General features: G+C 41.0%; 14 protein-coding genes and 3 pseudogenes. 13 read left to right on the forward strand and 4 right to left on the reverse strand.

The genetic code is table 11. The annotated features are described in order from the left end of the window. The first annotated feature begins 942 nt into the window (after positions 1-942). The 8 genes and pseudogenes from CWO13_RS07670 to CWO13_RS07720 all read left to right on the forward strand — a co-directional run bounded on the left by CWO13_RS07670 (position 943) and on the right by CWO13_RS07720 (position 8,071). A complete protein-coding gene (locus CWO13_RS07670) occupies positions 943-2,499 on the forward strand; it encodes an RNA-directed DNA polymerase (protein WP_108082725.1) in 1,557 nt (518 codons plus the stop codon). Positions 2,500-3,281: 782 nt separating this feature from the next. Continuing rightward, positions 3,282-3,773 (forward strand): TIR domain-containing protein, encoded by a 492-nt coding sequence (locus CWO13_RS07685; RefSeq protein ID WP_108082727.1) that lies wholly within the window; start codon positions 3,282-3,284, stop codon positions 3,771-3,773. A gap of 156 nt (positions 3,774-3,929) precedes the next feature. Then, complete coding sequence (locus CWO13_RS07690) at positions 3,930-4,991, forward strand: hypothetical protein (protein ID WP_108082728.1); 1,062 nt, start codon at positions 3,930-3,932, stop codon at positions 4,989-4,991. 137 nt (positions 4,992-5,128) lie between these two features. Then, complete coding sequence (locus tag CWO13_RS07695) at positions 5,129-5,560, forward strand: DUF2845 domain-containing protein (RefSeq protein ID WP_108082729.1); 432 nt, start codon at positions 5,129-5,131, stop codon at positions 5,558-5,560. A gap of 137 nt (positions 5,561-5,697) precedes the next feature. Continuing rightward, the gene (locus CWO13_RS07700; RefSeq protein WP_108082730.1) at positions 5,698-6,366 is read left to right on the forward strand and encodes a hypothetical protein; all 669 of its coding nucleotides are present in this window, start codon (positions 5,698-5,700) and stop codon (positions 6,364-6,366) included. A gap of 233 nt (positions 6,367-6,599) precedes the next feature. Beyond that, a complete protein-coding gene (locus CWO13_RS07710) occupies positions 6,600-6,920 on the forward strand; it encodes a hypothetical protein (protein WP_102432414.1) in 321 nt (106 codons plus the stop codon). A gap of 89 nt (positions 6,921-7,009) precedes the next feature. After that, positions 7,010-7,273: pseudogene (locus CWO13_RS07715) on the forward strand (MerR family transcriptional regulator); the annotation flags it as partial. 126 nt (positions 7,274-7,399) lie between these two features. Next, entirely contained in the window at positions 7,400-8,071 is a 672-nt protein-coding gene (locus CWO13_RS07720; protein ID WP_108082733.1) for a hypothetical protein, read from the forward strand. Positions 8,072-8,300: 229 nt separating this feature from the next. Here the strand turns inward: CWO13_RS07720 and CWO13_RS07725 are convergent, their stop codons facing one another. Beyond that, on the reverse strand, positions 8,301-9,170 hold the full coding sequence (locus tag CWO13_RS07725) for a LysR substrate-binding domain-containing protein (RefSeq protein ID WP_058118981.1): 870 nt from the start codon (positions 9,168-9,170) through the stop codon (positions 8,301-8,303). Between the two features lie 106 nt (positions 9,171-9,276). On the opposite strand from CWO13_RS07725, the gene CWO13_RS07730 reads away from it, so the two are divergent. From CWO13_RS07730 to CWO13_RS07740, 3 genes are read left to right on the forward strand one after another with little or no spacing between them, the layout of a single operon-like run. After that, positions 9,277-9,612: a carboxymuconolactone decarboxylase family protein gene (locus CWO13_RS07730; protein WP_102431748.1), complete on the forward strand. Its 336-nt coding sequence runs from the start codon at positions 9,277-9,279 to the stop codon at positions 9,610-9,612. Next, the gene (locus CWO13_RS07735; RefSeq protein ID WP_102431749.1) at positions 9,603-10,007 is read left to right on the forward strand and encodes a tautomerase family protein; all 405 of its coding nucleotides are present in this window, start codon (positions 9,603-9,605) and stop codon (positions 10,005-10,007) included. Before CWO13_RS07730 ends, CWO13_RS07735 begins: the two co-directional genes overlap by 10 nt. Continuing rightward, on the forward strand, positions 10,004-10,501 hold the full coding sequence (locus tag CWO13_RS07740; RefSeq protein WP_102431750.1) for a DUF4865 family protein: 498 nt from the start codon (positions 10,004-10,006) through the stop codon (positions 10,499-10,501). Before CWO13_RS07735 ends, CWO13_RS07740 begins: the two co-directional genes overlap by 4 nt. Before the next feature lie 196 nt (positions 10,502-10,697). Here the strand turns inward: CWO13_RS07740 and CWO13_RS07745 are convergent. Next, positions 10,698-11,941 (reverse strand): annotated as a pseudogene (locus CWO13_RS07745) (ISL3 family transposase). Between the two features lie 496 nt (positions 11,942-12,437). Here CWO13_RS07745 and CWO13_RS07750 point away from each other — a divergent pair. Then, positions 12,438-13,349: an alpha/beta fold hydrolase gene (locus CWO13_RS07750; RefSeq protein WP_108082734.1), complete on the forward strand. Its 912-nt coding sequence runs from the start codon at positions 12,438-12,440 to the stop codon at positions 13,347-13,349. Here CWO13_RS07750 and CWO13_RS07755 read toward each other — a convergent pair. Continuing rightward, positions 13,327-14,370, reverse strand: coding sequence for an AraC family transcriptional regulator (locus CWO13_RS07755; RefSeq protein WP_102431681.1), 1,044 nt, complete (start codon positions 14,368-14,370; stop codon positions 13,327-13,329). The genes CWO13_RS07750 and CWO13_RS07755 overlap by 23 nt on opposite strands. 254 nt (positions 14,371-14,624) lie before the next feature. Beyond that, a pseudogene (locus tag CWO13_RS07760) lies at positions 14,625-14,911 on the reverse strand (helix-turn-helix domain-containing protein); the annotation flags it as partial. Positions 14,912-15,667: 756 nt separating this feature from the next. On the opposite strand from CWO13_RS07760, the gene CWO13_RS07765 reads away from it, so the two are divergent. Then, complete coding sequence (locus CWO13_RS07765; protein ID WP_108082735.1) at positions 15,668-18,562, forward strand: Ig-like domain-containing protein; 2,895 nt, start codon at positions 15,668-15,670, stop codon at positions 18,560-18,562. The last annotated feature ends 319 nt before the right edge of the window (positions 18,563-18,881 follow it).

Consider the following 18,881-nt stretch of genomic DNA (forward strand, 5'->3'; position numbering starts at 1 on the left):
CGCTCTTAACTAACCCTTTGCTCGGTTGTGAAATTTTTTAGCGCCTGCGTTCTCGCTCCGTCATTTTTTGACGCAGCAAAACCGCTTGATGACTTTTAATGTATCCGTTCTGTGGGGCGATTCGCTGGTGGTGGGGGCTATTGGCTAAACGTGTGGAGTCGTCGATCAAGATTGATTCACAACACATGGTATTTAGTGCTGAATCTGTGCGGCTCAGAACGTGAGTAGTTGAGTGGATAGTTCACCTCAACACGCGTTGCACCTTTCTAGCATTAATCGTGATGACAAAAATTATCAGTGCACAAAAGGCTTCATGGCTACGGAGTTTTAGGTATAGAATTCAGGAAGATAAAGACCATTAAATTTACAAGGATAAATACTAAGCTCTGCCAGCGTGTTGAAAGCTGCGATGTAACGCCATAGAAAACCTAAGCCAAGTGGACGAGTAACAAGACTTTGTGAGCCACCAAAAATGAACCGTTACACGCGGCGTTAAAGTGTTAGAAATATCAATAAGGTAATTCGGTTTTGAGTATGAAATACTGATTGATTAAACGATCAGTTTTACATACCATCTCTCGAAAAATGAATGTCGTTCTGTAAATTTATCAGCAAGAGACTCGCCGAGACTGCGGCTTAATCATCATGCTACCAACAGTTCTGGAACCAAAATGCTAAGACGGCGGGGAAGAAATCAACCTGCAAGATGACGACTCACTCACACATTGCGCCATTTTCTGTATTTTGCCGAAACTATGTCGAAAATGTCTGTGTTTCATCATGTTCGCTTTAGAAGCAAACAGGTAAGTTGTTGTTATTAAATTAGTTATTAGACAGAGCCTGAGCAGTTCAATTTACTAGACAGAACAGTCTCGGGGACAAAATGTAGAATTATTATGTCTAATATAGCTGTTAGCCGCCAAAATTTGAATTAAGAGAAATATGACATTACTAGAAACGTTATTGGCTAGGGGATACTTCCCAAAGGAAGCATTACCTGCGTTTACAACGGAGCATTATGCTAAAGCTATTGCCGACAATTACGATACGTTACCTAACTTGTTTAGGAATAATAAGTATATCTCAACGTGTGGGATTCACAATGTATCGAGAAAGGGGACTTTAAGAAGAAAGTTAGGGATACCAAACCCTGTGAGCTACTTTCGATTAGCAGATGTAATCACAGAAAATTGGTATGACATAGATGAATGTGTTCGAAAGTCTCACCTTTCTCTCACAACACCAACTTCATCTGCTTCTGGAGAGCGGGCTTTTGATCGTAAATATCCCTTAAGTGAGTTACCTGAGTTACATGCACATCTAAGAAGTCGCTATAAATATATTTTAAAAACTGATATTAGCCGTTTCTACCATTCTATTTATACTCATAGTGTTGCATGGACCTATCACACTAAAGCTACAGCTAAGAGAAATCGAAGTTACTCACTGTTTGGTAATTTGGTTGACAAGTGCTTACAGGACTCTCAAGACGGGCAAACTATTGGGATACCAATCGGTCCAGATTCGTCGTTACTTATAGCAGAATCAATTCTAGCCAGAATTGACGAGCAGTTGAAAGATAAAGGAATTGATTCTGGTTTGAGGTATATAGATGATTATTACCTCGGTTTTCACTCGTTGGGTGAAGCAGAGTCAGCATTGACTGTAATGCAGGAGTTGTTGAATGAGTATGAGCTTGCCCTGAACCCCCTGAAAACAGAAATAATACAGTTACCTGACGAGTTTGAGCCTTTACCGATTTCAGAAATGCGTTCATTCTCTTTTCGCTCTACAGAGGGAGGTCAAAAATCCGATCTCATCCATTACTTTAATTTAGCGTTTCGAGCGGCACGAGAAATGCCAACGGAATCTATTTTGAAGTATGCAGTATCAAGAGTCTATGAGATTGATGTAACGGAAAATAACTACCCTATATTCGAGAGCTTTATCCTACAGTGCGCAACCGCAGATAGTAGTACACTCCGATTTGTTGCTAATCAACTGATTAAGTATAAACGCAAGGGGTATGAACTTAGTGTAGCGAAAGTATCTCAGGTTCTCCGTCAGCTTTCTTTAGCCGAAAGCTCTTTGGGTCATGGAAATGAGGTGGCTTATTGTTTGTGGCTTCATTTGGTATTAAATATTGATGTACCAGAGGATGTAACCAAAAGTATCGTTACGATGAGAGATTCCTTTGTAGCCATCTTACTTTGTGATTGCTTTGACAAAGGACTAATGCCTTACACACCAGACTTTGCGAAGTATGAAAACTTAATGACAAAGGATGAGCTTTTAGGTGATATGTGGCTTTTTGTATACGAGGCTTTATCTAGGAAATGGTTTAAACCTGTAGCTAGGCAAAACCCGGTAAAGCAGAATGAATGCTTTAACTTTTTACTACGCACCGATGTCCTCTTCTATGATGATTCGATCTCATCGACAGTAATGGCTGAAAGTCCATTTGAAATCGAGCTGGTAAATGGCGGGTTTAGCGGCTAACAAAGCATTTAAGAATGATTCCCAACGCTTGGCACTTTTCATTCCATCGTTGGGTTTTGTGTTTACGGTGGTGTGGTTAGGTTTCGTGGTAGCGTTGCTCACACCTTAATGCGGCGTTAAATGCTAATAGAAACTAAGGAAGCAGAAAACATAATGAAGAATGGATTTATTTATCCACTTTTTGATTCGTTGGTTAGATTTGCATACTACTGTAATCTTGTTGAACTGTTCAAATTTCTAGCAAAAATCTGTCTCGGCGTGTGTAAAAAGAGCGAGGTTTCAGTTGGTGACAAAATTCAGGCGTGCAATATTGCAATTGATACATATCAGATTTTTAAGTGGTTAATCCTACTTGTATTCTGGAAACTTGGTATTGATCATCAAGCTTCGTTATTAGCTACTTACTATTTGCTAGTAAGCAATCTATTCACATATTTCTATTATCACGTTTGGGGCAGTCAGTATAGGCAGCGAGTTGATCGTGAAGCTCTTAATCGCAAGTTTTTAAATGCGATGTTGGCAATTAGTTACTATCTAGCTTGTTACGCATACTTGTATAACGTTCACTTCAGTTCGGAAATATCGTGGCCAGACAATCTAGTTGATAGCACTAATGCGTTCTATCTGAGTGTTGCCAATGCATTCACTTTAACTTATGGAGGGTTCAGCCCCCTAACGCAAGAAATTAGGGTGGTATTTATGAGCCAACTAATAAATACATTTTTGTTTTTTACAATCATCATTTCCAACTCAATTCCAAATCATGCAGGCAAGGAGTAGTAATGAGTTATAGAAATAAAACTTATGTAATGTTTGACGCAGATACTGACATCAGTAAATATCGCCTAATGACCGCTTGGAATGCGAACTCTAGGTTCGATTTTAACTTCCATGACGCTCATGATTTAAACAACTTGCGAGCTACGGCCTCTGAAGAAACCATTAAGAGGCGTCTACGAGAAAGACTTAACAACACTAAACAAGCAATTCTACTCGTGGGTGAGAACACCAAAAACTTGTATAAATTTGTTCGTTGGGAAATTGAAGTTGCAATGAGTCTTGATATACCAGTTATTGCGGTGAACCTATGCAACTCAAATCGAGAAACGACCCGAACGCCCCCAATATTGATAAATAATGGATACTTTGTATCAGTGCCTTTTGAAGTAAAGAAAATCAAGTATGCGTTAGATAACTTCCCTAATGAATATCATCGAGAAAAATCTAATGCTCCAAGCCCAAGGCATTATGATTGGGCGAAAATTAGCATTTAAAAATTTTCTTAAGATTGATTTGTTACGCGTGGCATTTTAACTATGTGTTGCGTACCTCTTCACAGCGTTTTATAAGTTTTGGGTAAAATGCGTTTAGTTTAGTTGTGGCTTGAAGCCTAAGTAAAAAGAAAATTCACAAAAAGGAAGTTAAAATAAATGATGAGAATAGTCATGTTAATTGTGGCTTTGCTAGTTGGTCTATTCGCTGGTTTTCTTGTGGCGTCCATGATTTCAAGCTCAAGCGAGTATTCCAATTTAATTTCAGCAATTGTTGGTGCAGTAGTAGCGTTGTTGATACCTATCTGGCAAACCTATTTCGTCCAAAAATCTAAGCTAACCCTTGAGGTTAATGGTATTAATAGAAAAGTATCAGATAAAGCTAAGTTATCCTTAGATGAATATTCGGAATTATCATATTTGAAAAAAGTAAGACAAAATGATTTCCCTTCACTCATATTTTCTAACGGATTTCCGAAGCGACCACATCAAGATAAATCGATAAGTCTAGATGAGTTGCTTGAATTACTTGAGCGAGCCAAGCAAGAGTTAAAAGAGTTTCCTGATAAACTATCAGAGAGAAAAAATGATTTGGAGAAAATTAGTAGCTACGCTCCAGAAACGTTCACTAAGCATGAGTGCAACAAACTAAATCGCCGTCTTGATCCTGAAGTGGATTACGATGGTTCAAATGTTTCTGCAACTTTGGATGATTTCAAGAAAATATACGAAGAAAGATATGCTTCGGTTAAAGAAAAATATGAGGAGTTACAGTCATCTTTACCAGAAATAGAAAGGAAAGTTGCACAAATTAAAAGTGATCTTATTGAAAATAATTCTTTTTTTGAAATGTCAGTTACTTTAATTAATTCGGGAAGACTTAACACCTCGATTAAGAAGCCAGCTCTTTTCCGCGTTTATATTGGTAAAGAGAATTATATTGACTTGAAGCTCACATTGAATGACTTTGAAAATAAATCGGAGATCTCTCCTAATTCTACGGTAGTTGGGACGTTTTCATCGACAGATATATCCCAGTTACCTGAAGAAGATAGAAAACTTATTAATACATACTGGGGTCAAAGTGTCCAATGTAGGCTTTTTGTTGAGGATGTTCATGGTGTTGCTGCATCTTCAAATTCCATTGCTTTTTCAGAGGGGTTGTATCAAAAAATAATATTTGATCGTTTAGCCATCGTAGCTACAAATCAAAATAAATAACGATTGTTTTAAAACTGACTCTTGATGCGTGGAATTTTACCATCCCTTAAGTGTAGTGATTTAGGTGGTATACGGAAACATAGTGTTGCATTGCTCACAACTTGAGCGTGCGTTATGTTTTATTAAATGGAGTAAAAATGGTGAAACGAACAAGTAAAGCAGAGACACAAGGCATCTTATTGCTTGTAGTAATTGGGCTCCCTATCTACTGGGTATCTCAAGTTGGAGAGTTTGTCGGGTGGCTGCCTCTTATTTTATTAGTGTTGGCTGTTATTGGGGGGATCTTTTGGTACCAATATGCTCAAAAGAAACAACGCAGAGAAGCCCTTATGGCTAAGTATCAGGATGAGCAGCTAGTAAGTGATCTAATGAATGAAAGCTTTTGGCAGGGACAAACAGCCGAACAACTGATGGATTCATTGGGTAGACCCCATGATATTGATCAGAAGTTACTCAAAACGAAGAAGAAAGAAGTTTGGAAATATAATCATCGGGGTGGCAATAGATATGGAATTCGCATCACCCTCGATAATGATCTGGTCGTCGGTTGGGACCAAAAGACTTCTTAATATCGAAGCATTCAAGAGTGATCACCAACGTATGGTATTTTTAATACAGTCGTTGGGCTATCTAAATTTATCGCATAAGTGACGTAAACTAGTTACCATACAGTTCACTGTTCTATAAATATTCAAAAGGCAAATATATGCGTAAATACCTATTGGTCTTAGCTAGTTTTAGTATTTTATCTGGTTGTACATCGCTTAAGCATAATGGTGGTGGTGTTGAGGAAACATTAATTGACCATCCGCCTATAGGCGTTGAAACTGTTGCTTATGTAGGTGATGAAATGCTCGCCAAAGGAAAGCAAACCACAGTAAACGCAATCTCGCTAAAGCATAGTGTTTCTGTGGGTGTTTTAGGTGGTTATACTTTCGCACCTGGTCTCTATACTCAAATAGGGCATAGCAAAAACAAAATCTTCTACACACCAACTCAGCACGGTATGGTACAAGCTAGCGCATTAGCTGATCCTTATGGTGGCATGTACGTTGATCAAAAAAATCATGAAATTTGTGGTGTTTCAACTTTAGGTGGTACGGTTTGTACATCTGCCGACTTTAAAGAAGTGAAGCATACTACGAATGATATGTTATCTTTTCAGCAGACATTACTTTATTCAGGAAAAGTCGGAAATAAAGTTAACATTAGCTATCGTGAATTTAGTAATGGTCAAGCACGAGCAGCGTTTACAAATGATGTTGAGTATGATCTAAATTCTTCAAAAGTTGTTGGCTATAAAGGCGCGCAGTTGGAGATTATCGAGGCGAATAACCACAGTGTTAAGTACAAAGTACTGAGAAACTTTCGATAACTTACTTGCCTAGCAAATTGTTCAAGAGTGATTCCCAACACATGGCATTTTAAATGCACTATTTTAGTGTTTAAGGTAGTTTGCTCTGGCTTCGATATTGCGTTACTCAAATCTTAATTGGACGTGAGTAACGCAATTTGTGGATTGTGTCATAGGTTGCATAGTCTGGCTAAGTATATGTTTATCATCATGATAAGGTAACTCGTATACATCAAACTACGGGCAACCTTATTATGAAAAAAGTTCTATTAGCACTTACCTTTGCTTTGTCAGCTACATCATTCAATTCTTCGGCTGCATTTGGGCTAAGTGATTTAAAGCAAGACAAGATCTGTCATTTTGCCAATGGTGATGAAGCGAATGCTAAATGTAAAGATGGTGATGTAGCCATGTGGACACCAAATTCATTTGGTAACGAACAGCTACCAATTTTGTATATCTCACTGTTTTGCGATTTTGAAGCTCCAATTACTCATACCGTGGGCGGTGTTTCTTGTATTTTTACCACCAAGCGTAAAGCTCAATGGAGCGATTTTGGTATCACAGTTAAGTAACAAAGCGTTATAACCCGCATTTAAGAGTAGAGCCCAACGGCAGCAAGCTATCGTTGGGTTTTTGTGTTTTTAGCGTAACGCGTTCTTGGATGATAGTTTCTGGCTTGGTGGGTTTGTCGGCTCATACGCTTAGGTACTATGAAAAAATCGGTTTGCTTAAAAATGTTCAGTGTAATAGCAGTGGGCACCGAGTGTATACCGCGAAAGACGTAAAGTGGCTTGAGTTTGTCATTCGCCTAAAAGAAACGGCCATGCCACTCGAAGAGATATTGGAATACGCTCGATTAAGGGAGCAGGGCAGCAGTACGATACTTGAACGTCAAGCTTTGCTAGAAAAGCACCAACAGAGTTTAGAGTTACTCTTTTTATGTTCAGAGGTGTCGCCTTCGTATTTTCCCCTCAAGGATTTTATCGAAGTGATAAGGGAACTTATAAGAATTAGGCGTCGTAAGCTATAGAGGGAGGCAAGCTTAAAAGGTATGAAAAAATATATTTTTAGTTCGTTATTTTTACTGATCGTTGTTGTTGGTGCCTACTTATCGTTTGGCGTTTATCGGAACTCTGCTTTCTCAACCAATATTGAAAATGGCAGCTATGGTGAGTGTCTGAATGACTCTGCGATAAAGAAATACAGTATTGAACTGTGGAATCGAGAGGATGCTTTTGATGTTCGTTTTGTCGAATCAGGTAATTCTCATTGCTTTGCGCCAAAGTTTCCAGCAATTGAGGTTTCGTCCTCAAAAGTGACACACTGGCTACATATTGTGGAAACATCGAGCGGCGCGCAGTTTTCAGGTAAACATTCGTCCTTGGGAAATTTTGGTCCCAATTGGGTTTTTGTTGATGTTGGTAGCCAAGAGAAGCGTGATAGTAGTTACCCATTTTATAGTTTGGGAAAGGTTTTTCGAGATAATCCTGGTTGGACTTCGGCTCCCCATATCACTTTAACTTGGAATGGAAAGTTGTTTGGGCTATCTGAAGTAGAAGGGGTATTCTATCCAGTTGGCGCGGTGTCTTGGGGTTTTAATCTAAAAAGTTGGTCTTTAGCTCCAGAAGCTCTTTCCCCTAAATTACTCGATAAAAGTGCGTGGTTGGAAGTGGTGGAAACACTTAATGATGAGTATCCGGGCTATGTATTCAGTGCTGAATAGGCCATGCATATAACAAACGACTAAGGCTCAAGATACTTTTACTAATGTTCACGGTATGAGTTAGAGCTTCGCCCCTAACTCACTTTTGCCCCAAAGCTTGTTAGAGCAAATACTCATTCACATCGAATTAATGTGATTTTAGATTAGTTTACCTAATCATTAGATCTGACTCAGGCTTGCTCATAGTGTGGACTTTTATGTCCCCAATTCTGTCAGCAATTCAATCACTTTACTTTTTGATATAGAGTGTAAGCTGTTGTTTTAATTCGTCATACAATTGTTCCTGTACTTTTTCTAACTTATATTGATTACGATCGAGGCACAACCTAAGTTTTCCAAGGACCGGCAAACCATCCAACTTACTAATAGTATCCGGGTGACTGAAAGAAGAGCGAACCGTAACTCCTAAGCCAGCATCAACAGCGCTCCATAAGTTACTCAGACTTCGGCCAACAAAGGTAATTTTCCATGGAATCCCCTCGCGATCTAATGCTGCTATGGCTTGTTGTCTGATAATGCAAGAACCATCAAGCATGACTAGTGGTACAGGTTTAGAAATATTAATGGATTCTTTAAGATATTTATTTGATGGCCCATACCAGTACAGTGGTAATTCTGCCAGAAGTTCACTATATGGCGCCGATTTTTCACCTCTCCAGCCCAATGAAAAGTCTAACTCACCAGATTGAATGCCATCCATCAACTCCTGATGGCGCCCAACAATGGATTGCAATTGTAAATTTGGATGTGAGCGAGAGAATACACCTAGCAACTGAGGCAATAGTACGTCACTAAAATCTTCTTGTAAGCCAAAAACCACTTTCCCCGTCAATGAATTTTCCACTAACTGGTTTAAAGCTTCGTCATTTAACTGAAGCATGCGACGGGCATAAGCCAGAATAATTTCACCTGCTTCAGTCGGCTCTAGATGGCGGCCGATTTTGGTCACTAATGACGTGTGGCACTGCTGTTCGAGCTTTTTTAACTGGGCACTGGCCGCAGAGGGTGAACGATTAAGTCGTTCAGCTGCAGCTGCAAAGCTGCCTAACTCAATTCCTAAGACAAAACATCGTAAGGCATCTAAATCCAGACTCCGCATGTTCAACTATCCTGAAAATCGAAACTGTATATCAAAATAGTTTTGATTTTTTATATTAAAAAATCAACTTATTCTTTTCCAGTAGACGAAAAAACAGGGGAAATATATGGATACAAAAGAACAATACTTAATGAAACTGTTTGCTGAAATTGCTCCACAATTTCATAAAGTTACGGAAGATATCTTATTTGGACAGATATGGCGTGATGAGAGTCTGAGCACTCGTGATAGAAGTCTGATAACCATCACCGCGTTAGTGGTCTTAAATCGTGTGGAACAACTACCGGGTCATTTAGCTCGGGCATTCAGCAACGGGCTGACAGTAAAAGAACTGAGTGCAACAATGACTCATCTTGCTTTTTATGCAGGTTGGCCTGTAACGGCTTCTGCACTTGAGCGGTTAGATGAGATGGACCACAAGAGGAATGACAAATGCCAATGACACGAATTTCTATAGGTAATGAGTTATTTGAAAAATATAAGCATCAAATATCATACATTCTCCAGCAATGTTTAGAAGCTTATTTTGCAGTACCGAATGGAGACTGTTTTCAAATATTCGACATTCATGCCCCACAGCAAAAGGTTTTTAATTCGAATTATCCAAATCTGGCTCAAAGTCGTAGTGAATCTGGAATTTTGTTTCACATATTCGCTGGAAAATCACGTGACCATGAACAAAAGCGAGCCTTGTACAAAGCGTTGTGTGAGCAACTTCAGGCCCAACCCCCCATTCGTAAAGAAGATATCATGGTCATTGTTCAATTCAATGGCCCAGAAGACTGGTCTTTTTCCTCTGGTCAGTCATGGAAAGATGAAATGGAGATAATACAATGATAGCAATGCAATATAAAATCGTTCTCCCGTCTGATTATCCTATGGAAAAAATAGAAGCTCGTATCAAGGAAAAAGGTCACTTATTAGATGGGTTCCCAGGGTTAATTTTTAAAGCCTATCTTTATTCGCGTAAAGACGCGAAAAGTTATGAAAATCAGATGAATAGCTACGCCCCGTTTTATGTTTGGAGAGATCATCACGCAATGGTCTTATTTCTCCAAAGTGATGGATTCAAAGCTCTTTGCGAACAATTCGGTCGCCCAAAGGTTGATATTTGGTTCGTTGACGACGAGCCAAACGTTCCTGATTCGCACCATTCTCTTGCGTGTATTCATAATAAAGTCAACCAACATACAGATGTACACGGCTTAGATTATATCTCGTGGGAAACGCTCGGTTTAACGTGGTTGAGTAGCTCAGAAGGTATTGATGATAGTAGCGGTGAAGTTTACTCTGTGGGGTATGTTGCTCATGGTCAAAATAATATTGAGTAATGAGATGCATTAGGTTCACTAACATAATTAAGTGTGTTTTGACCTAAGCCAAAACACACTTTTGTCCAAAAGCTTCTCAGGTTGAATTTTTACCCGTGGCACTTTCTAGCTCGAAAGTATCCCATTACTAGTTTCGCCAAAACACTTACGCTCTATGTTGGCGGAATTTTGATCAAATATAACGGCTCTTCTCCGCTTAGATGAGCTTGACAGAAGGGTATAACATTGAATTCACCTCAGGTACTGAAAGCTGTTTAATCTTCAGTTTGAAGTATTCGGTATCTCTTATCCCGCGAGCTCTTCTGCGCAACAATCCTATTGATACATTGCCTGCCTCGATTACAGAGCTGGTTAATCGGTCATACTTTGCAAAGTTACAGATGCCTTCTTTGTGGTCTTGCAGCATGGATACAAAACCTTGCACGCTCATTATTCTTGTCGCTTTGGCTAACTGACACCAAACGTCTAAACGGTAAGCCATTTGCTGATAGGTTTCCGCTCGCCAGATACTTTTTAGCTGCTCTTTAAGAACGTAGATTTCACTCAGGCGGCGATTAGCTTTGAGTAACATTTTCAGTTTGTCCGTTTGGTTTTTGACAGCCTTTCTGGATTCTTTAATAGAAGGTAAAGCGAGCCTTTAATCAGCATTTTATCTTCTCTACAGACCGCTTTTTTGAACTCATACGAACGCTCTCGTCGAATGAGTTGGCTATATTGTTGGACGACATGGAATCGGTCAAAAACGATGTCAGCATTCGGCAGGTTTTCTCTGACGGCTTTTTGGTAAGCCTTCCCCATATCCATTGCAACGGCCTGAACCCCTTGGGCAGTTTGTTCGGTAAGTTGTGTGAGAAAGGCTTCGAGGACGCGGTGTGTACGACCATGCTCGACCCAAATCAATTGGCCGTTATCCATGTTATACACCACAGTCATATAGTCGTGCCCTTTGGCTTTTGCGACTTCATCAACGCCAATCCGTTTTAATCCACGGAGTTTTGACGGCTCAGAGGGTGGCAACGTTCGACGCAGCGCCGCTTTGTCAATATTCTTAATCGTTTCCCAGCGAAGTCCATAGTGTCTCGCAATCACACTGATGGGCATGTGACGGCACAAACCACTAATTTGTTCACAGAATCGTTTGGAATAACGTACACCTTTTTCTACAAAGTCACACTCTTCAATACGTCGCTCACCTTCGGTTGTACGGATTTGCGCAAGCTCAATATGAATTCGACAACACCGGCCACTTATCGGCAAGTCATAAATGGTTCGAGAAACGTAAGTATTGACGGTGCAAGCTTGGTTAGACTTTGGGTCGGTCACTTTAAATCGTCGGTCTCGACGACAGTAAACGTCAACAGTTTGAGTGGATTCATCGACCTTAATCGACTGGATTGCCTGCCCCTGAATATGTAAAAGCTGAGAAAGTAACTGGGTCAAAATAGGATTCATCCATACTGACTAAAAAAGGGTTATTAGTCAGTATGGTAGAAGTCATAAGTATTGCGTTATGACTCAACAAAGCGGAGAAGAGCCAATATAACTAATCTGACGTCCAACACTTACAAAGTTTAAACTTACCTATAAGCCAATACTTCTCAGCTAGCGGCAATATTGCGGACTACGTTGCGCAATACACGTAACAAATCCATCAAACATCTCCCCCCTTCGGGGGTTAGACTCGTAAAATGCTCGATTTTTCATCTTGTTAATGTTTCAAAAGTCAGCTACCTAGCCGAGCATAAACCAAGCTTTCATGGCTTGGTTCGTGTGTCAAATCGCTCTTTCTCTTGAACTCCTTCTTTCTTCTTCCCCCATTAAAGTCAAATGAGTCCTAAAAACACAATATTGCAACCTTAAGACCTATTTCTCACCACCATAGTCTCTACACTCAAGTCTCCAGGCTAGAAAGCACATTAAATGAGGAGAGGGAAGTATGAATTGGAATGTGGCACCAATAATGGCTTTGGTCATTTTTCTGCAAGGATGTGGCGCACAAAATAGCTCGCAAGCCATTGAACAGAAATACACAAATCACGCTTCTAAATTTGCCACTGTTGAAGGCAAACGAGTGCATTATCGAGATGAAGGACAGGGTGAGGTGGTGATTTTATTGCATGGCACTTCGTCATCACTTCACGCGTGGGAGCAATGGACTCAAATCCTCAAACAAGACTATCGCGTCGTACGTATGGACTTACCGGGTTTTGGCTTAACTGGGCATCTGCCTCAAAACCAGTACGAAATCGCTGACGATATTGCCTTTTTAAGTGCCTTTATGAGAGAGATCGACATCGAACAAGCACATTTTGTCGGTAGCTCTTTAGGAGGACGCATAGTTTGGGAATACGGTTTACAACATCCAGAGCAGGTTATAACCCTTACGTTGATAAATTCCTTAGGGTATCCACAAAAATCGTGGCCACCAGGCATTGCGATGGCCCAGTGGCCAGTCATCGACAAAATAATGGAACATGTCACTCCAAGGTTTATGTTCGAAGATGGGCTTAAAGAAGTTTACTTCGACCCGCTACTTGTGGATGCGGCGTTGATTGATCGATACTACGAACTGACTACCTACCAACAAAATCGACAGGGATTCACACGTCGCGTCAAGGCATCGCTGGATCAGGACTCGGATAAGATAACACAAATTGCCAAGCCGACTCTTATTCTGTGGGGGAAGGAAGACCGTTATTTTCCAGCTGAAAATGCGAGAAAGTTTGAGCGTGATATTCGAGGCTCTTATGCTGTAGTGTATGACGACGTTGGACACTTACCGATGGAAGAGGTCCCTGAGCGATCCGCAGAGGCGTTTAAACAGTTTATCTCGAAAGGTAAGCCTTAGGACTAACCTGGTGCCAGCGCTTGAACGCTTTGTAGAAGCTGCTGGTATCTTTAAAACCAAGACGATAGCTCAACTCGGTAACGCTTGGAGGCGGGGTTTGAGTCAGCCAACGGACTGCTAACTGCTTTCTTGTATCATCAAGAATACTCTGGAAAGAGGTATGCTCTCTTTCCAGTTTCCGGTAGAGCGTTTGTCGGCTGAAGTGTAATTGCTGTGCAACCTTGTCTATGCTAAGTAGTTCTCCATTTTCTAGTCCGTTTACTACTATGGTCCTGACTTGCTGCTGGAGAGGCTGGGTTTGCGTTAATGTCTCAAGGTGGCTTTGTGCGGTTTTTGCCATCATCGTTTTCAGATACTCACTACTTGTCGCAATGGGAAGGTTAAGCCATTTCGATTCAAATATCAGCTGGTGATAAGCACTGTTAAATTCAATGGTTTCTCCAAAAACTGGTTGATATTTATCCACATAGTGCGGAGCTAAATACCCAAACTTAGCTATGGTTAGCGGGAAGGAATGGGCACTCAGCATTCTTGCCCACATCACCACTGCACTCATGCTGCGTTCAATGGCGGCTCTAGGGTAATCATGGCGTGATTCAATGGAGAGGGTTAAGCGGCACTGCTGTCCATCGTCATCCACTTGCCAACATTCCGAAGAATTCATCAGAAAAATATTACTTTGGAACGTGTTGAATGCGTCCCTTAACGTCGCGCATTGGCTCACCCAACTCGCGAGCACACCTTTTGATTCATGGGATATAGTTCGCCCAATGATGAGTCCAATTTCGGGCGACGGATGGTGCTGTTCGAGCAGTGACCATAAGGCAACCATTTGGCTTTCTGGAAGCCGATTCGATAGCGATAGCTTAGCGCTATTTTTAATGGCCTCAAGGATTATACCGTTAAGGTGATTAGATGCTTCGACCTGTTTACGCAAAGCGGCAGGCAACAGTGAATAGGCATTTACTAAATCAATGACAGAGGCGAATGAAACGGATTTTTCGATAGTGTTATCTGCCATGAGTGTTACCAAAATCTTAAGTCATAGCTAACTAATATCGCAATTTTCATCGTCTATCAATCTAGAGTGCTTCTAAAAAGTGGTCAGTTCACAACATGTTAGCTGATTGAGGTTATCAACCATTCTCTCAAAGATCGAACTATGTCCGATATTCAAGTTGGGCTAGGGGCGCATTTGCCCCACAAAAGGTTAGGTAAGAGTCACATCATCACAGGTGTCATTTGGGTTTGTAAAACAACGAATCAGAATACGTGCTAAAGGTTTGCTGTTCGGTATTTTTTTGTGTCTGATTAAACAATTTCTTAAATGCCTGTACATAAGCGGAATCAGAAGAATATCCCGATTTGATAGCAATTTCTTGAATGCTCATTTTCGAGCTTAACAACTGCAAAGATAAAACTAGCCTAATGTTTTGTCGCCATTGTGAAAAAGATTGAGAAAACTCTTTCGAGCATAATCGAGACAGCGTGCGTTCATATGCACCGACTGTTGTCGCCCATTCTTTTAATGTAAACGGTAAATCAGGCTGTTTTTGAAGTTGTGAGAGGCGGGTTTCGGCTTGCCTTTTTAATCGTCGGGTAAAATAAATACAGAACAAGCATAAAACACAGGCGTGACGTTCGGTTTTTAATGGAAGACATTGAAGTCATAGAGAGATAATTAAATTTCTAATTGAATAATTCAGTTGGAAATAGAACTAATACTCTAAATAATACCGTTTTATACATGACTCTTTCTCATGAATAAGTTGTGACTTTAATTCAAAATAAAAATAAAACCCAACTTGGAGTTGTTACTGTTATTTTAATTTAAACGTCATATTAAAATTTGGTATTTAGATGGGAGTTAGTGTTCGATGAACCTTTTTTAGCGAAATAGACTTCATGGTTAGTATGAGAATTGTTCTTTTTATAGATGCTTTTAGATGAGTGTTTTTATTTAAGTTATTGTAATGTTTGGGTTTGTTCGTGGTTTTCTTTGTCTGCTAGTTATGCTGACAAGACCTTTTCTTATCCAGCTTAATTTAATCACTCCTCCCTTTTATAAATTAGTTTAACCTAATTTAGTTCATTCTAAGTGCATGGTTTAAAGGGGCCTTACATAATTGTATTTTCAGAAATTTTGGGCTTTATCTCATAATTAAATAAACTTTGATATTTATTCAATAAGTAAAAGTTAAATTCCTTGCTGGTTAATTTCTTGTATAAATTAAGTGTGCTTGCAAGGGTGGGATTAATTTCAAATTGAAGGTTTATTGCAGAAATAAAATAATTAATATAAAACTAAGGAATCAAGTATGTATCTAAGAAAGAGCAGTGCTAAACAGATTCACTCTATTGGATATCGCGCGTTAGGGCTAACAATGCTTTGCTCTGGCTTATTGTTGAATCCAATTTCACAAGCCATGGCTAGTGAGTTCAGTACTGATGCAGTAGCTCAGTCAGAAAGTGAATACTGGAGCACCTATAAGCTAGATATCACAAATACAGGCTCAGATAGCGCAGATATGCGTGAAGCCGTGATCGAATTTTTATTGCCAGTAGCGATTAACGAGATCAACTGGGCGTCGAACCATCTTTCTTACCCATCATGGGAAATCTCTCATACGACGCAAGTGGATGGGGTATTGAACGCCGTGACGTTGACGTTCCCAGAAGGCTCTTGGGTTGATAGTGAGCTGGCCTCAGGTGAATCTGCGGCATTGACTATCTCTTTCGGTGGCGAACTGACAGATCTGAACGCATTTGAGAATTCTGTTGTGGTGAAAGTGGATGGCGAAGTGGTTCCTCCACCAGAATTTTCACTGGATATTTTAGCGCCTGCTCAAAACTCAGTGGTTTACACAGGTACGAATGTTGACATCATTACGGGTGTCGAAGGTGAGGGTGCAAGCAAACTCGAGTTCTGGGCAAACAGTACCAAATTAGGTGAGCAAAACGTTGTAGAAGGTACAACAGAATACCAACAAGCTTGGCTTCCAAGCGAAGTTGGTGCAGCATCGATCACTGTGATGGCTTTCAATGACAGTGGCGATAAACTCACAGAAAAAGCAGTTCAAGTGACGGTAGAGTCAGAATCGACGGCGCCAAATCCACCTGTGATTGAGTTTATCTCGCCAGACGCAGGCTCTTCTCACCAAAAAGGTGACAGCATCACAATTTCAGCGCATGTAACAGATGCAGATGATGACTTAGCGACGGTTAAGTTCTTCGCTAACGATTCAGAAGTGTGTTCTCTTGATGCGAAAACGACCCAAGATTTCTCTTGTGACTGGACAACGCAAACGGCAGGCTCTACTACGCTTCGTGCGGAAGCAAAAGATGACGAGCAACATGTCTCTAGTAAGAACTTAACCATCACGGTGACAGATACAAGCACCAGCTGTGGTGACATACCTCAGTACAAAGATGGTCTGGCCTATAAAGTCGGTGATGAAGTCACTAACATTGGCAATATCTACTCATGTACGGTAGCGGGTTGGTGTGGTAACCCGGTATGGACACCAGGAACCGGTCATCCAAGTTATCCTGATGCGTGGAAAGATGCATGGGATGAAGCGGGTGAGTGTGATCCGAACCCTATGCCAGTGGTGGACGTTCAATCACCGCAAGATGGACAGAAAATCGCACCTAACCAAGCATTCGAAGTTGTAGTCGATGCATCGGATGATACTGAAGTTGCTCGCGTTGATGTTCAATTGAATGGTCAAGTGGTTGCGACATCAAACACGCCTTCACAAGGAGATACTTACACCATCACGGTGCCTGCCCAAGTTGAAGGCCAATACACATTGACGGTTGTTGCCTACGATGACCAAGGTGCGAGTGCGGAGGCGGCGCCAATTTCTTTAGCGATTACCGATAAAGACTTGGTTGTTTCTTTGGCATCTCCTGTTGACGGCTCAAGCTACTTCGAAGGTCGTGCGATTTCGATCAAAGCAGACGCGAAGAGTTACGAAGGGGATATTTCCTCGGTTAGCTTCATCGCGAACGGTAACGAGCTGTTTAAAGACTCGGAAGCACCTTATGAATATGAATGGCTAGGTGCTCAGCAGGGTACATATGCTGTAACGGCAAAAGCGGTGAATACGTCCAACCAAGAGCAAACCTCTGCAACGTCTAACATTACGGTCAAAGAAAGCACAGGCGGTGGCGGCTTAGTCGATAACCCTGATCGCTCTATCAGTTATCTAACGTCTTGGGGTTTGAATGACTACCAAGAGCTGTTCACCTCAGAAGGTGATGGCTATCTATTGTCATTTGGTAAGTGGGACGCAAGCGGTAACATCACGATCTCTGATGGCATGCTAACACCACCGAATTATAGCCCGGACTGGATGACAACACAGTATCTAGCGTGGTCAACACTCAAGCATGATAATGAAAATGTGACCATGATGGTCGCGTTCGGTGGTCAAACTTACGAAAGCATTTGGTCGGCGATCGGTACGCCTGAAAGCCGTGAAGCAGTAGCTAATGGGTTGGTTGATTTGGTGCATACGCCATTCCCTGTCTACAAAAAGAACCTCAAACCTGAAGAAATGGAAGGCGAGTGTCTTGCAACACATTCAGACGGCAGCTGTGATTACAGCAAGTACCAGTTAGCGGGTTATGTGCACATTGATGGCCTGGACTTCGACTTTGAGAAAGCGGCGCGAATCACAGACAAAGAGAACCAAGACTTGACGGCTTTGATCAAGCTTATCCGTGAGAAGGTGGGCAATACGAAGGTTCTTTCTCTGACGACTTACCACGTAGGCGCGGATCCTGTTGAATGTATGGATGCAAGCGTGTTTGAAAACTGCTCTTACATTGAAGAGTCTGGCCGTTCATCTCACCACGGTGAAGTGATTGATCTGTTGAAAGCAACCAAGAACGACTTCGATTTCTTTAACGTGATGACATACGACGCGGGTCGAAACTTCTTATATGAAGTCGCGATGGCAAACTACGCTGAGTACATTGGAGACAAGTCGAAGATTGTTTTAGGTAATACGATAAACAGTCAGTGGTCACCAGAGCCAGGTGGTAACTTTGTCGAAACGCGCCAGAACAACCTAGACCGTGCTAAATGGCAGAAAGATAACGGCTACGGTGGCTTTTTTATGTGGGCGCTAGGCTATAACAACCAAAGTGTGAGCATGGCAGAGCAAGTGGATTACTTTAACGACATGATCAGCGTAAGTAAGTAGTACTTACCTTATCACCTACTTGAACGACGGAAGGCGCTTATGCCTTCCGTTATTTGTTCCCCAATCATTCAGAGCCCCAGATTCCCCTTGTGATAAAGGGGTTTAGCCAAAAGCGGTGAATAGTGCTTCATAACACTTCACATCGCATGCCCCCAAAGTGCGTCAGCACGATTTTCCTCGTTGATTTGGATACATGGTTTTCATTACTTGAACTCATGGCCGGAAAAAGTAAAGGGCGTGGACAAATTTAAAAATAAATTAATATAGTTGAAAATCATTGCTTTACATCGCATTTAATCTGAAAAATATATATTCAGGT

The organism is Vibrio sp. ZF 223 (assembly GCF_003050585.1).
GTDB lineage: Bacteria > Pseudomonadota > Gammaproteobacteria > Enterobacterales > Vibrionaceae > Vibrio > Vibrio crassostreae.

What these genes read in the sequence shown, in the direction of transcription:
- CWO13_RS07670 (WP_108082725.1), top strand. Translation starts at nt 943, where the DNA reads ATGACATTACTAGAAACGTTATTGGCTAGGGGATACTTCCCAAAGGAA.
- CWO13_RS07685 (WP_108082727.1), top strand. Translation starts at nt 3,282, where the DNA reads ATGAGTTATAGAAATAAAACTTATGTAATGTTTGACGCAGATACTGAC.
- CWO13_RS07690 (WP_108082728.1), top strand. Translation starts at nt 3,930, where the DNA reads ATGATGAGAATAGTCATGTTAATTGTGGCTTTGCTAGTTGGTCTATTC.
- CWO13_RS07695 (WP_108082729.1), top strand. Translation starts at nt 5,129, where the DNA reads ATGGTGAAACGAACAAGTAAAGCAGAGACACAAGGCATCTTATTGCTT.
- CWO13_RS07700 (WP_108082730.1), top strand. Translation starts at nt 5,698, where the DNA reads ATGCGTAAATACCTATTGGTCTTAGCTAGTTTTAGTATTTTATCTGGT.
- CWO13_RS07710 (WP_102432414.1), top strand. Translation starts at nt 6,600, where the DNA reads ATGAAAAAAGTTCTATTAGCACTTACCTTTGCTTTGTCAGCTACATCA.
- CWO13_RS07720 (WP_108082733.1), top strand. Translation starts at nt 7,400, where the DNA reads ATGAAAAAATATATTTTTAGTTCGTTATTTTTACTGATCGTTGTTGTT.
- CWO13_RS07725 (WP_058118981.1), bottom strand. Translation starts at nt 9,170, where the DNA reads ATGCGGAGTCTGGATTTAGATGCCTTACGATGTTTTGTCTTAGGAATT.
- CWO13_RS07730 (WP_102431748.1), top strand. Translation starts at nt 9,277, where the DNA reads ATGGATACAAAAGAACAATACTTAATGAAACTGTTTGCTGAAATTGCT.
- CWO13_RS07735 (WP_102431749.1), top strand. Translation starts at nt 9,603, where the DNA reads ATGCCAATGACACGAATTTCTATAGGTAATGAGTTATTTGAAAAATAT.
- CWO13_RS07740 (WP_102431750.1), top strand. Translation starts at nt 10,004, where the DNA reads ATGATAGCAATGCAATATAAAATCGTTCTCCCGTCTGATTATCCTATG.
- CWO13_RS07750 (WP_108082734.1), top strand. Translation starts at nt 12,438, where the DNA reads ATGAATTGGAATGTGGCACCAATAATGGCTTTGGTCATTTTTCTGCAA.
- CWO13_RS07755 (WP_102431681.1), bottom strand. Translation starts at nt 14,370, where the DNA reads ATGGCAGATAACACTATCGAAAAATCCGTTTCATTCGCCTCTGTCATT.
- CWO13_RS07765 (WP_108082735.1), top strand. Translation starts at nt 15,668, where the DNA reads ATGTATCTAAGAAAGAGCAGTGCTAAACAGATTCACTCTATTGGATAT.